Here is a 12,563-nt window from a genome sequence, read left to right as displayed (position 1 = left end):
TTCGCCTTCAGATCACCTTCGCGCGCATCAGGTCGTTGGAGTTCAGCGCGCCGACCAGCAGCCCGTCGTCGTCGATCACCAGCACGCTGGTGATGCGATGCTTCTCCATCAGATCGGCGGCGTCGACGGCCAGCGCGTCGGCGCGCACCGTCTTCGGCGTCGGGTAGAGCACGTCGCGCGCGCGAAGCTCGCGCAGGTCGGCGCCGCGCTCGATCAGGCGGCGCAGGTCGCCGTCGGTGAAGATGCCGGCGACCTGGCCTTCCGGCGTCACCACGGCGGTGGCGCCCAGGCCCTTGCGCGTCATCTCGCGCATCATGTCCACCAGCGGCATCTCGGGCGGCACGCGCGGCACGGCGTCGCCGCTGCGCATCACGTCGCGCACATGGGTGAGCAGCTTGCGGCCGAGCGAGCCACCCGGGTGCGAGCGTGCGAAATCCTCCTCGCGGAAGCCGCGCGCATCGAGCAGCGCCACCGCCAGCGCGTCACCCAGCGCCATCTGCGCGGTGGTGCTCGCGGTGGGGGCCAGGTTCAGCGGGCAGGCCTCCTGGTCGACCGCGCTGGACAGCACGATGTCGGCATGCCGGGCCAGCGTGCTCTCGGGCTTGCCGGTCATCGCCACCAGTGTGACGCCGAGGCGCTTGATCGCCGGCACGATGGCGGCGAGCTCGTCGCTCTCGCCGGAATTGGAGATCGCCAGCACCACATCGCCGGCGGTGACCATGCCGAGGTCGCCATGGCTGGCCTCGGCCGGGTGCACGAACATCGCCGGCGTGCCGGTGGAGGCCAGCGTGGCGGCGATCTTGCGGCCGACGTGGCCACTCTTGCCCATGCCCATCACGACGACGCGGCCGCGGCTGTCGAGCATGGCGCGCACCGCGTTCACGAAGGACTCGCCCTGGCGCGCCTTCAGGCCGATCAGCGCGCGCGCTTCGATATCGAAGGTCTCGAGCGCCAGGCGCATGACGCGCTCGGCGTCGAAGGGCAGCGAGGAAGGTGCGTTCACGATGGCGCCGATTCTAGGTGGGCACGGCTTCCGGCGCGTCGTGCACTTCCATGCGGGGCGGCACGCTCATCACCGCCAGGCCGGTCTGGCGTGCCAGCTCGATGGCCCGCTCGCGCCGCTCGGCGGCCACGCCGGGCATCGCCACGATCACGTGGGTGGCACCGGCCAGCAGGTGCGGCAGCACCACGTCGGCGATCGTGCCCTGCACCGTGACGCCGCCGATGCGCAGGCCCTGCTTGGCCGGGTCGTCGTCGAGCAGGGCCAGCACCGTCCAGCCGTCGCGGCGGTGGATGGTGCCCACCAGCCGGCGCGCCGCCTCGCCGGCACCCATCACGATGGCGCGGCGCGGCTCGCCCTCCACGCCGCTGGTCAGCGAGCGCGCCTGCTCCCAGACCATGCGGTAGGCCATGCGCGCCAGGCTCAGCGTGAGGATGCAGAACAGCGGGTGCAGCAGCAGCACGGCGCGCGCCACGCCGGTGAGCTGCGCCATCAGCACGGCCACCGCGCTGATCGTGCCGGCCAGCAGGCAGGCCAGCGCGATGCGCTTGAAGTCGTCGAAACCGAAGAAGCGCCACAGCCCGCGCGGCACGCCGGTCAGCGCCAGGAACACCAGGTAGCACAGCACCACGCCCAGGGAGACGTAGTCGTCGTACCAGGGCCGGCCCGGCTGCCAGCGCTCGAAGCCGAGGCGGAACAGGTAGGTCAGGTGCCAGCAGGCCAGGATGACCGCCGCGTCCACCGCCATCGCGACGGCACGATTGCGCGGCCGCAGTGCCGACATGGTCTGGTCGAGCCAGACCCAGAGTTTGCTGTCGTTCATGCCGAACATCCTCGTGGGTGAAGGAAGGGTGGGGACGAACACCGTGCTCAGCGTCAGGCCGATCACGCGCAGGTCGTTGGCGAAGGTGGGCCGGTCGACGTAGTGCAGCGCGTACTGCAGCTTGGTCGGCAGGATCACCTCGATGTACTCGCGCTCGGGGTCGTGTGCCTGCGCGAGCAGTTCGTTCTCGTCGCGGTAGCGCACCGAGGCGAAGTCGGTGATACCGGGGCGCACGGAGAGCAGCCGCTCGCGCCATTCCGGCGGGTAGTGGGCCACGTAGCGCGGCACCTCGGGGCGCGGGCCGACCAGGCTCATGGTGCCGCGCAGCACATCGATCAGCTGCGCCAGCTCGTCGAGCTTGCTCTTGCGCAGGAACGCGCCGACGCGGGTGATGCGCGCATCGCCGGCCACCGTGAGCGGCACGCCGCCGCTGGGCGGCGCCACCGTCATGGTGCGGAACTTGAAGATGCGGAACGGCCGGCCATGGCGCCCGACGCGCTCCTGGCGGAAGAACACCGGCCCGGGCGACTCGAGCTTGATGGCCAGCGCGATCAAGGCGAAGAACGGCGCCAGCAGCAGCAGGCCGGCCGCCGAAGCCACCACGTCGACGAAACGCTTGAACATCGACTAGCCGACGAGCGCCTCGCGTGCGGCCGCCGCCACGCGCAGCACGTCGGCCTCGGTCATGCGCGAGTACATCGGCAGGCTGACCATGCGCTCGTAGGCATGCTGGCTGTGCGGGAACTGCTCGGCGCGCAGGCCGTAGCGGTCGCGCCAGTAAGGCTGCAGGTGCAGCGGGATGTAGTGCACGCTGCAGCCGATGCCGGCGGCGAACAGCTTCTCGATGAAGCTGTCGCGCGAGATGCGCGCCTCATCGGTCAGGCGCACCACGTACAGGTGCCACGAGTGCAGGTCGCCCACCACCGGGCCGGGCGGGCGCAGCAGCGGCAGGCCGGCCAGCGCCTGGTCGTAGGCATGGGCGATCGCCTGCCGGCAACGCTGGAACTCGTTGGCGCGGCGCAGCTGGTGGATGCCCAGCGCCGAGGCGATGTCGGTCAGGTTGTACTTGAAACCGGGCGCGACGATCTCGTAGTACCAGCTCGGCACCTTGGCGGTGAAGCGATCGAAGGCATCCCGGCTGATGCCGTGCAGGCGCATCACCTTGACGCGGCGCGCCAGTGCGTCGTCGCGCGTCACCACCATGCCGCCCTCGCCGGTGGTGATGGTCTTGTTCGCGTAGAAGCTGAACACCGTGGCGTCGGAGTCGAGCGTGCCGATCAGCCGCCCGCCGCTGGTGCTGGGCAGTGCATGCGCGGCATCCTCGACGACGCGCAGGCCGTGCTTGCGCGCCAGTGACAGCAGCCGGCCCATCTCGGCGGCCAGGCCGCCGTAGTGCACGGGCACCACGGCCTTGGTGCGCGGCGTGATGGCGCGCTCGACGGCATCGACGTCGATGCACAGCGTGGTCGGGTCGATGTCCACCAGCACCACGTCGGCGCCGAGGTAGCGCACCACCTCGGCGGTGGCGGTGAAGGTGTGGGTGGTGGTGATCACCTCGTCGCCGGGGCCGATGCCCAGCGCCTCCAGCGCCAGGTGCAGCCCGGCGGTGGCAGAGTTCACCGCCAGCGCGTGCAGGCCCGGCGTGCCCAGGTAGGCGGCGAAATCTTCCTCGAAGCGGCGCGTCTTCGGGCCGGTGGTCACCCAGCCCGAGCGCAGCGTGTCGACCACCTCGGCGATCTCGGCTTCACCGATGTCGGGCAGGGCAAAGGGCAGGAAGGGCTGGACGGAGTCGGTGCTCATCGGGGCAGATCGGGCTTGGCGATCCAGGCGAGCACGTGCGTGCGCAGCGCCGGAACGGTGTTGAACAGAGTGTAGAGGGACGGGTGCACCCGGGCGACGCGGCGGGCGATCGGCGGCGCCAGCGTGACGCGCCGCGCGTCGACGCGGCCCTGCGGGAACAGCTGCCGCACACGCGCCAGTGGTACGCCGCGCACGTCGCGGTTGGCCGGGTTGTCGACGGTGAAGTCGTACCAGAGCACGCCGCCGCCCGGGCGCACCCAGCGCCACATGACCTCGGCCAGTCGCTGCTGGAAGGCGTCGTCGAGCAGCGACGAGAACACGGTGGAGACGAACACGATGTCCTGGGATTGCGCTTCGAGTGCGAGCGCGGTGGCGTCACCGCCGTGCAGCACGGTGGCCGCCGGCAATGTGGCCCGCGCCGCGGCCAGGCGCTCGGGCAGCAGTTCGGCGCCGGCCACGTGCTCGGGCCGGAAGCCCAGGCGCAGCAGTTCGAGCAGGTTGCCGCCGCTGCCGCAGCCGACCTCGAGCAGGCGCAGCGAAGCCAGGTCCGCCAGGCCGTGCCTGACGAACAGCCCGAGCATGGCGCGCTGGCGCTCCTGCACGGTCTGCCAGACCTCCGGGCGCAGCAGGCTGTAGCGGCTGTCGACGGCGGCACGGCGCGCGTAGCGCTGCGTGACGGCGTCGGCTTCGTCGTGGCGCTGCGTCATGCGATGGCCTCCAGGAAGCGCCGCGCCAGCACCGGGTAGGCGTGGTGGGCGAGCACGAAGTCGCGGCCGCGTTCGCCCATCGCGCGGCGGGCGCCGGGCGACAGGACGGCCAGCCGGCGCAGGCCTTGCGCCACCGCCTGCGCCGACTCCGGCGCCACGGTGAGGCCGCAGCCCGCCTCGGCCACCGGGTCGTTGCCGGCCTCGACCGAGTGCAGCACGGGCACGCCCGCCATCATGTAGTCCATGAGCTTGTTCGGCGCGATGCCGAAGCGGTACAGCGGCTGGCGCTTCCAGCCGATGTAGGCGATGTCGGTGGCGGCCAGCAGCGCCGGGATCTGCGCCTTCGGGATCGGATCGAACAGGCGCACGTGACGCAGCGCCTCTCCCTCGTCCTGCACGCGCTGCGCCAGCCGCGCCTTCTCGTGGCCGTCGCCGACCAGCACGAAGGCGAAGGGCTCGGTCTGCATCGCCGCGGCCGCGTCGAGCAGCACGTCCAGCGCATTGGGCTCGCCGTGCGAGCCCGCATAGACCACCACCTGCCGGCCGGCGGCACGCTGCTGGGCGATGTGGGTCGCGATGGCCGGGGCCAGCGAGACCGCGGCGCCCTGCCACTCTTCCGGCGAAATGCCGTTGGGCACGATGTGCAGCTTGCGCAGGTCCAGCCCGTGCAATTGCAGGTGCTCGGCCACCTTGGGCAGCATGGACACCACCACGTCGGCATCGCGGCAGGCGTCGTTCTCGGCCTTCTGGCACAACAGGATGAAGGGGTGCCGCGGAGACATGCCCGACAACTCGATCGGCGAGGCCGGCCACAGGTCGTGCACCTCGTGCACCAGCTTTGCTCCGGCCAGGCGGGCGATGCGTCGCGCCACCCAGATGTCCATCGGGTAGGTGCTGGAGGCGATCACCGCGTTTGGCCGGAACTCGCTGGCCCAGCGCGGCGCGTCGCGCCACAACTGCCTCAGGAAGGCCCAGATGTTGAGCACGCGGCCGACACCATTGCCGCCGTAGGGCGGCGTGGGCAGCCAGCGGTAGCCGATGCCATCGATGACCTCGTCGCCGGGCTCCGCGGGCTGCACGCTGCGCACGTGCGACCAGCTCGCCGCGACGATCTGCACCTTGTGCCCCAGGCGCACCCATTCGCGCGCCAGGTAGTAGGGCCGGTACTCCATGCCGTGGCGCGGCGAACCGGCGTAGTGGTTGATGAGCAGGATGTTCACGGCAGCAGCGTCTCGTAGAGCGCGAGCAGCTCGCGCTCGGCCTGCGGCCAGTTGTACTGATCGAGCACGGCGGCGCGGCCGGCCCGGCCCATCGCCTGCACGCGCTCGGGCGCGTCGACGATGGCACGGATCGCCCCGGCGATCGCCGCCGGGTCGGCCGGGTCCACGCACACGCCGCAGGCCTGCCGCACGACGATGTCGCGCCACAGCGGGAAGTCCGAGGCGATCACCGGCAGCTCGGCCGACATGTACTCGAACATCTTGATCGGCAGCGAATCCACATAGCTGGGCATGGGCAGCAGCGTGACGAGGCCTGCGCTGGCGCGCGCGAGCACGCTGCGCACCTGCTCGCGGCCGATCAGGCCGAGGTAGTCCACCTGTGCCCAGCCGGGCTCGGCGCGCAGCGCCTGCTCCAGCGCCGCATCCTCGAAGTTGCCGGCCAGCAGCAGCCGCACGCCGGGCGCCTGCGGCAGCGCGCGCACCATCTCGAAGATGCCGCGCGTGCGCATGATGCCGCCGACGTAGCAGACGACCCGCTCGCGCGGCACCGGCGCAGCCGGCGGCGCCAGCTCGCCGAGGAAGGGATAGTTGGCCACCGAGACGCTGCGCCGCGCCACCGCGGCGAAACGCTGCGCGATGTGCGGCGTGGCCGCCACCACGGCCGCCAGCGGCCGCACGCGCGCGTTCTCGTAGCGCTCGAAGCCCCAGGAGAGCGCCATGCGCAGCGGCGAGGCGATCCACTGCTTGGTGAGGATCTGGCGCGGCACGTCCTCGTGCGCGTCGTAGACCGCCAGCACGCCCTCGCGCGCCATCGCACCGGCCAGCGGCAGCAGCTCCGGGTCGTGCACGTGCACCAGCGCTGGCGCGAGCGCGCGTACCGCCTCCAGCGCCCGCCGCGGCTGCTGGCGCATGCGCGCGAGCCGGCCGGCCGGGCGCGCGCCGATGTCGACGATGCGCACGCCGTCGACCACGGCTTCGCCCAGGCCATCGCCGACGACCTGCACCACCTCGTAGCCGGCACGTGCCAGCGAGACGCACTCCTTGCGGAAGATGCGGATGTCGTCGCGCGGGTGCACGGTGGTGACATGGACGATGCGGCGCGGTGGGGTGCTCATGCCGAGTGCTCCGTGAGCTCGTCATACAGCGCCACGAACTGCTCGATGTTGTGGGGGAACAGGGCCTTCTCCGTCACCAGCGCCTCGTTGATCGGCCGGCCTTCGCGCACCCAGCGGCCCGACTCCGACCACTCGATCGCCTGCTCCAGCGCGGCACCGAGATGGGCGGGGTCAGCCACCAGCAGGCCGTTGCGGCCCGTCTCCACCCACTCGCGGTTGGCCGGCAGGTCGCTGAGCATCGGCAGGCAGCCCGCGGCCATCGCCTCGAGCAGGCTCACCGAGGTGCCGTCGGTCTCGGGCACGCTCACGAACACGGCGCTGCGCCGGTAGGCGCGCCACAGGGCGGCGGCGCCGAGCATGCCGCTGAACTCCACGCGCTCGGCCACGCCGAGCTCGGCCGCGAGTTGCTGCAGGGCCGGCGTCTGCTCGCCACTGGCGGCCACCTCCAGAACCCAGTCGGCTCGGCTCGCCGGCAGGCTCGCGAAGGCACGCAGGATCGCATCGATGCGGTACAGCGGCTTGTGCAGGCGGCACGAGAGCAAGCGGCGCTCACGTGTCTGCGAGCCGGGCGGCGGCACGTCGATGCCGATCGGGATCCATTCGCGGCGGATGCTTTCGCAGGGCCCGGCGATCTGCGCGGCCGCATCGAGCAGCACGCGCGCATCGGCGGTCCATGCGGCAGCGCCTTGCAGCGCGCTGCGCACCATCCAGCGGTGCAAGGGGCTGCGCGAGGGCAGCGTCAGCACGTCGGAGCCCCACAGCGTCAACACGACCGGCACGGCGCCGCGCGCTGCACGCACCGCGTGCCAGGCCACGCTGTTGACCTGGTGCGCGTGAATCACCGACGGTGACCACTGCCGCGTCAGCGCACGGATGCGGCGCACCGCCGACCACGAAGTAACGGACAGGTCGAGCACCACCTGCTCGCGCAACCCCGGCAGAGGGCCGAGCGGCAGTTCGCCATGCGTGGCCAGCACGACGCTGCGACCGGCGGCGCAAAGGCCGCGCACGAAACGCGCGACGTGGATGGAGGCGCTGCCGAGCACGAGCACAGGGGCTTCGGTCCGGTCGATCATGCGGCGCTCCGGGCGAACACCAGCCACTGCGTCGGCGAGCCGGCGCGGTCCATCGCGTCGCGGTCGGCGTCGGCGGCCTGCGCACCGAGGCGTTCCAGCCAGCCGCGCACCCGTGGCAGCCGCCAAGGGGCCAGGCGCGACAGCAGGCGCACCAGCGGGCGCCGGCGGTAGGCCAGGAAGGCCGGCGTCGGGCTTTCGCCGGGGTGATAGAAGCCGCGCTGCGAACGCAGGGCGAGGCCGACGGCAGCGAAGGCCGCCACCAGCGACTCGAGCGTGCGGCGCTTCAGGTAGCCATTCGCCGCAGGCGTGCCGCTGGCGAAGGTCTCCAGCACCACCACCTGCCCGCCGGGCTGCAGGGCTGCGGCGAAACGCTGCAGCAGCGCGTGAAGTTCGGCGTCGTCGACCACGTGCTGCAAGACCGTCACGCACAGGATCAGCGCATACCGTTGCGCGAGCGCTTCTTCGGCATCGGCGCTGTAGCGGATGCGCGGCGAGGCGTGCCGCTGCGCAGCCAAGGCGAGCACGGCGGGAGCGAGGTCGCAGCCGACCACCGCACCGAATCGCTCGGCCAGCAGCGCGCAGAAGTCGCCGGTGCCGCAGCCGAAGTCGAGCGCGGTCGCCTCGGCGGGAAACGCCTGGGAGTCCAGCCATTGGCGCAGTGCCGCCAGGCGCAGCCGCTGGTCGTAGGCATACACCGCCGCGTCGGACCAGCCGGTGTGGCCGTAGCGGCGCACACGGTCGGCCCAGAATTGCGCGCCGCTCATCGCCCGCTCCGTGCCAGGCGCTGCAGCCACACGCCGTAGGCCAGCAACACGGCGCTGGCCGCCGCCGACTGCAGCGTCAGCGTGTGCAGCACCGGCCAAGCCAGCGCCCAGCCGAGCGCGAGTGGCAGCACCATCGCCAGCTGGTAGACCACGCCGAAGGCGAAGGCGCCGCCCTGCCGCCCGACGATCAGCGGCAGCTGCGACATCGGCGAGGTCAGCAGGCTGAGGATCATCCACGGCGCCAGCACGCGGGCGTAGAGGCCGGCGTCGCTCCAGTTGTCGCCGAACACCCAGGCGAACAGCTCTGGCGCCCACACCACCGCCACGCCGAAGGGCGCGGCAATGAGCAGCAGGCGCTGCGTGGTGTGGCGCGACAGCTCGGCGAGGTCGCCGCCCGACTCGGCCAGCCGCGCCGCGCGTTGCTGGAACACCTGGCCCACCGACGAGCCGATCATCGCCAGGGGCGTGCGCGCGATGCGCAGCGCGAAAGCGTACCAGCCGAGCACCGCGCCGCCATAGGCTGCGCCAAGCAGCGCCAGCACCACGCTGGCCTGCGCTGCGTCGAGCAGCGCATGCGGCAGGTTGATGCGCGGGAAGTCGCGGTAACGCTGCGCGAGTTCGGCGAGCGTCGTCTGGGCGGCCTCGCCCTGCCCGCGCGGCCGGCGCGACACCAGAAGCCAGGCCGCACCGGCCTGGCCGATCACGCTGCCCAGCATCAGGCCGGGGCTGGCCCAGCCCGCCGCGCCCAGGCCCACGCTGGCCGCCGCGGTGACACCGCTTTGCGCCACGCGATTCACCGCCAGCGCACCGTAGGCCTGGCGCCGGTTGGCCCACACCGTCAGCGTGTTGATCAGCGCGGTGAGCAGCACCGCGACCGGCAGCAGCCAGGCCCACACCGCGAGCCGCGCGTCGCCGACATGTTCGACCAGCGCGTTGCCGCCCAACGCGACGGCCAGCAGCGTCAGCGCCGTCACCGGCAGGGCGATCAGCAGCGCGAGCTTCACCACCTGCCAGGCTTCGGCATCGCTGGCCGGCAGGATCACCGCCAGCTCGTAGCGGCCGGTGGCCACGGTCGCGATCAGCGTCACCAGGCTGGCGAACAGCGCGAACACGCCGAAGTGCTCCGGCGCGTACAGGCGCGTGAGCAGCGGGCTGGCCGCCAGCGCGATGGCCTGCGCGAGGCCGGCGCCGCCGAGCAGCGTCAGCACCTGGCGCCACGCGCCCTGGCTCATTGGGTGGCGTCGAGCAGCGCCTGCACGACGCGCAGCTGGTCGGCCTCGGACAGGTCGGCGCTCATCGGCAGGCTCATGACACGCTGCGCGGCGCGCTCGCTCTCGGGGCAGCACTCGGCGCAGCAGTACGCCGCATAGGCCGGCTGTCGGTGCAGCGGCTTGGGGTAGTGCACCGCCGTCGGGATGCCCTGCGCCTGCAGCGCCGCCTGCACCTTCGCGCGCTCGTCGACGAACACGGTGTACTGAGCCCAGACACAGTCGCGGTCGGGCCGCACGGCCAGCAGATCGATGCCGCGGCCTTCGAGCAGCAGCTGGTATCTCGCGCCGATCTCGCGCCGGCGCTGCAGCTCCCAGTCGAAGCGCTCCAGCTTGGCCAGCACCACGGCGCACTGCAGCGTGTCCATGCGCCCGCCCACGCCGACGCGGGTGTGGGTGTAGCGCGCGCTCTGGCCGTGCACGCGGATCTCGCGGCAGGCCTGCGCGAGCGCGTCGTCGCTGGTGAAGATGGCGCCGCCGTCGCCGTAACAGCCCAGCGGCTTGCTCGGGAAGAAGCTGGTGCAGCCGAAGGTGCTGAGGTTGCCGCTGCGCGCGCCCTGGTAGGTCGCCCCGAAGCTCTGCGCCGCGTCCTCGATCACCGCCAGGCCGTGGCGCGCGGCGATGGCGTTGACGGCCTCCATGTCGGCGCACTGGCCGTACAGGCTCACCGGCATGATGGCGCGGGTGCGCGGCGTGATCTTCGCCTCGATCAGCCGGGCGTCGATGTTGCAGGTGTCGGGCTCGATGTCGACGAACACCGGCACGCCGCCGCGCAGCACGATCATCTCGGCGGTGGCCGCGAAGGTGAAGGCGGTGGTGATGACCTCGTCGCCGGGCTGCAGGTCCAGCGCCATCAGCGCGATCAGCAGCGCCTCGGTGCCGCTGGCCACGGTGATGCAGTGCTTGGCGCCGGTGAAGGCGGCCAGCTGTTCCTCGAGCTCCTTGACCTCCGGGCCCATGATGTACTGGCCGTGGTCGAGCACGGCCTGCATGCGCACCGCGATGCGCTCCTTCAGCGCCGCGTACTGGCTCTTCAGGTCGATGAAGTCGAGCTTGGCGGTCATCAGGATGCCTCGGCGAGGCGGCACACGCCGGCGACCAGTCGATAACGCTCACCGGTGGCCGGGCAGGCGGCTTCGGCATCGCCGCTCAGCGGCAGATCGAGCCGCTCGCCGTGCCGGCTGACCCAGCCGATCTGGCGCGCCGGCACGCCCACCATCAGCGCGAAGTCGGGCACGTCGCGGTTGACCACCGCCCCCGCGCCGACGAAGGCATGGCGGCCCACGGTGTGGCCGCAGACGATCGTGCAGTTGGCGCCCAGCGTGGCGCCACGGCGCACCAGCGTGCGCCGGTACTCGTTCTTGCGCGTCACCGCCGAGCGCGGGTTGTAGACGTTGGTGAACACCATGCTCGGGCCGCAGAAGACATCGTCCTCCAGCGTCACCGCGTCGTACACCGACACGTTGTTCTGGATCTTCACGTTGTCGCCGATGGCCACGTCGTTGCCGACGTAGACGCCCTGCCCCAGCGAGCAGCGCGCGCCGATGCGGGCGCCGGCGCACACATGGGCAAAGTGCCAGACGCGCGTGCCCTCGCCGAGCTGCGCGCCCGCGTCGACGATGGCGCTGGGGTGGATGGTCCCGCTCATCAGAACACCAGCGGCAGGCCGACGCGCGTGCCGTCGCGTGCCGAGCGGTAGGCGGCGATCAGCACCTCCAGCGAGCGCAGGCCCTCGTAGCCGTCGACCTCGGCATGCGCCTCGCCACGCAGCGTGTTGATCACGTTGTCGTAGTACAGCGGGTGGCCGGGGCCGTAGACGCTCTCGACGCCGTAGCTGGCCGAGGCCACCTTGGCGTCGTCCTCGTGCGGCGTGTCGAACTCCCAGTGCTCGATCTTGTTGACGGCCACGCCGCCCACGCGAACCGTGCCGCGCTCGCCGAGCAGCGTGATGCTGCCCTCGAAGTTCTTCTTGTGCGTCAGCATGGTCACGTTGACGCTGGCCAGCGCGCCGCTGCGCAGGCGCAGGCTCATCACGCCGGTGTCCTCGGCCTCGATGTCGCGCGCCAGCGTGGCGGTGTAGGCGTGCACGTTGTCGACCGGGCCGACCAGCCAGTCGACCATGTCGACGTAGTGGCTGGCCTGGTTCATGAAGGCGCCGCCGTCCATGTCCCAGCGGCCGCGCCAGGGTGCGTCGTCGTAGTAGCTCTGCGGGCGCGTCCAGAACACGTTCACCGTGACCATCGCCATGCGGCCGAAGCGGCCCTGCTCCACCGCGCGCTTGACCAGTTGCAGCGTGCCGTTCAGGCGGTTCTGTTTGACGACGAACAGCTTCACGTTGGCGTCGCGGCAGGCGCGCACCATGGCCACGCCTTCGTCCCACTTGGTGGCCATCGGCTTTTCGCTCAGCACATGGCGCCCGGCCTGGGCGACGCGGATCGCCTGGCGCGGGTGCAGGCCGCTGGGTGTGCACAGCACCACCAGGTCGGCGTCGCTGCCGGCCAGCAGCGCGTCCAGCGAGGCGAAGCCGGCGGCACCGGTCAGCGCCACGGCCTTCTCGAGCGCGGCCGGCTGGTTGTCGCACACCGCCACCAGCTCCACGCGCGAGGCATGCTGCTTCAGCGCGGCGAAATGGTTCTGCGCGATGCGGCCGCAGCCCACGAGGGCGAAACGCAGCTTGCGGTCGCGGATGACGGACGGGGTGGTCATGACGGGGTGGGCCCAGGCGGGCCGCCGGGAGGCGGGAAGTGCGCGATTTTATTCGGCCGGGGGCCCCTGGTCCGGGAGCCTGAG

The 12,563-nt window shown here is 71.8% G+C and carries 12 protein-coding genes and 1 pseudogene; all 13 read right to left on the bottom strand.

Annotation, left to right across the window (positions count from 1 at the left end):
* Positions 1 to 7 precede the first annotated feature (7 nt).
* Complete coding sequence (locus HZ992_RS04415; protein WP_209387042.1) at positions 8 to 961, bottom strand: KpsF/GutQ family sugar-phosphate isomerase; 954 nt, start codon at positions 959 to 961, stop codon at positions 8 to 10.
* Between the two features lie 55 nt (positions 962 to 1,016).
* Positions 1,017 to 1,748: a nucleoside-diphosphate sugar epimerase/dehydratase gene (locus tag HZ992_RS26100; RefSeq protein WP_371816819.1), complete on the bottom strand. Its 732-nt coding sequence runs from the start codon at positions 1,746 to 1,748 to the stop codon at positions 1,017 to 1,019.
* Between the two features lie 114 nt (positions 1,749 to 1,862).
* Positions 1,863 to 2,447: pseudogene (locus HZ992_RS25635) on the bottom strand (sugar transferase); the annotation flags it as partial.
* Between the two features lie 3 nt (positions 2,448 to 2,450).
* Positions 2,451 to 3,623 (bottom strand): DegT/DnrJ/EryC1/StrS family aminotransferase, encoded by a 1,173-nt coding sequence (locus HZ992_RS04405; RefSeq protein WP_209385474.1) that lies wholly within the window; start codon positions 3,621 to 3,623, stop codon positions 2,451 to 2,453.
* Entirely contained in the window at positions 3,620 to 4,330 is a 711-nt protein-coding gene (locus HZ992_RS04400) for a class I SAM-dependent methyltransferase (RefSeq protein ID WP_209385473.1), read from the bottom strand. The genes HZ992_RS04405 and HZ992_RS04400 overlap by 4 nt, the downstream gene beginning before the upstream one ends.
* Positions 4,327 to 5,550 carry a glycosyltransferase family 4 protein gene (locus tag HZ992_RS04395; protein ID WP_209385472.1) on the bottom strand — a complete coding sequence of 408 codons (1,224 nt, stop codon included), beginning with the start codon at positions 5,548 to 5,550 and terminating at the stop codon, positions 4,327 to 4,329. The genes HZ992_RS04400 and HZ992_RS04395 overlap by 4 nt, the downstream gene beginning before the upstream one ends.
* Positions 5,547 to 6,665 carry a glycosyltransferase gene (locus HZ992_RS04390; RefSeq protein WP_209385471.1) on the bottom strand — a complete coding sequence of 373 codons (1,119 nt, stop codon included), beginning with the start codon at positions 6,663 to 6,665 and terminating at the stop codon, positions 5,547 to 5,549. The genes HZ992_RS04395 and HZ992_RS04390 overlap by 4 nt, the downstream gene beginning before the upstream one ends.
* Complete coding sequence (locus HZ992_RS04385) at positions 6,662 to 7,741, bottom strand: glycosyltransferase family 4 protein (protein WP_209385470.1); 1,080 nt, start codon at positions 7,739 to 7,741, stop codon at positions 6,662 to 6,664. Before HZ992_RS04385 ends, HZ992_RS04390 begins: the two co-directional genes overlap by 4 nt.
* Positions 7,738 to 8,505 (bottom strand): class I SAM-dependent methyltransferase, encoded by a 768-nt coding sequence (locus tag HZ992_RS04380; protein WP_209385469.1) that lies wholly within the window; start codon positions 8,503 to 8,505, stop codon positions 7,738 to 7,740. The genes HZ992_RS04385 and HZ992_RS04380 overlap by 4 nt, the downstream gene beginning before the upstream one ends.
* Positions 8,502 to 9,737 (bottom strand): lipopolysaccharide biosynthesis protein, encoded by a 1,236-nt coding sequence (locus HZ992_RS04375; protein WP_209385468.1) that lies wholly within the window; start codon positions 9,735 to 9,737, stop codon positions 8,502 to 8,504. The genes HZ992_RS04380 and HZ992_RS04375 overlap by 4 nt, the downstream gene beginning before the upstream one ends.
* Positions 9,734 to 10,837 (bottom strand): DegT/DnrJ/EryC1/StrS family aminotransferase, encoded by a 1,104-nt coding sequence (locus tag HZ992_RS04370; RefSeq protein ID WP_209385467.1) that lies wholly within the window; start codon positions 10,835 to 10,837, stop codon positions 9,734 to 9,736. Before HZ992_RS04370 ends, HZ992_RS04375 begins: the two co-directional genes overlap by 4 nt.
* Positions 10,837 to 11,421, bottom strand: a complete 585-nt coding sequence (locus tag HZ992_RS04365) for an acyltransferase (RefSeq protein ID WP_209385466.1) — start codon at positions 11,419 to 11,421, stop codon at positions 10,837 to 10,839. The genes HZ992_RS04370 and HZ992_RS04365 overlap by 1 nt, the downstream gene beginning before the upstream one ends.
* Entirely contained in the window at positions 11,421 to 12,479 is a 1,059-nt protein-coding gene (locus HZ992_RS04360) for a Gfo/Idh/MocA family protein (protein ID WP_209385465.1), read from the bottom strand. The genes HZ992_RS04365 and HZ992_RS04360 overlap by 1 nt, the downstream gene beginning before the upstream one ends.
* Positions 12,480 to 12,563 lie beyond the last annotated feature (84 nt).

Origin of the sequence: Rhizobacter sp. AJA081-3 (genome assembly GCF_017795745.1) — a bacterium.
Taxonomy (GTDB): domain Bacteria; phylum Pseudomonadota; class Gammaproteobacteria; order Burkholderiales; family Burkholderiaceae_C; genus Piscinibacter.
The sequence above is the reverse complement of the archived record's forward strand: the minus strand, read 5'-3'. Positions and strand labels throughout refer to the sequence as shown.

Coding starts and splice junctions, on each gene's coding strand:
- HZ992_RS04415 (WP_209387042.1), bottom strand. CDS start 961: ATGCGCCTGGCGCTCGAGACCTTCGATATCGAAGCGCGCGCGCTGATC.
- HZ992_RS26100 (WP_371816819.1), bottom strand. CDS start 1,748: ATGGCGGTGGACGCGGCGGTCATCCTGGCCTGCTGGCACCTGACCTAC.
- HZ992_RS04405 (WP_209385474.1), bottom strand. CDS start 3,623: ATGAGCACCGACTCCGTCCAGCCCTTCCTGCCCTTTGCCCTGCCCGAC.
- HZ992_RS04400 (WP_209385473.1), bottom strand. CDS start 4,330: ATGACGCAGCGCCACGACGAAGCCGACGCCGTCACGCAGCGCTACGCG.
- HZ992_RS04390 (WP_209385471.1), bottom strand. CDS start 6,665: ATGAGCACCCCACCGCGCCGCATCGTCCATGTCACCACCGTGCACCCG.
- HZ992_RS04385 (WP_209385470.1), bottom strand. CDS start 7,741: ATGATCGACCGGACCGAAGCCCCTGTGCTCGTGCTCGGCAGCGCCTCC.
- HZ992_RS04380 (WP_209385469.1), bottom strand. CDS start 8,505: ATGAGCGGCGCGCAATTCTGGGCCGACCGTGTGCGCCGCTACGGCCAC.
- HZ992_RS04375 (WP_209385468.1), bottom strand. CDS start 9,737: ATGAGCCAGGGCGCGTGGCGCCAGGTGCTGACGCTGCTCGGCGGCGCC.
- HZ992_RS04370 (WP_209385467.1), bottom strand. CDS start 10,837: ATGACCGCCAAGCTCGACTTCATCGACCTGAAGAGCCAGTACGCGGCG.
- HZ992_RS04365 (WP_209385466.1), bottom strand. CDS start 11,421: ATGAGCGGGACCATCCACCCCAGCGCCATCGTCGACGCGGGCGCGCAG.
- HZ992_RS04360 (WP_209385465.1), bottom strand. CDS start 12,479: ATGACCACCCCGTCCGTCATCCGCGACCGCAAGCTGCGTTTCGCCCTC.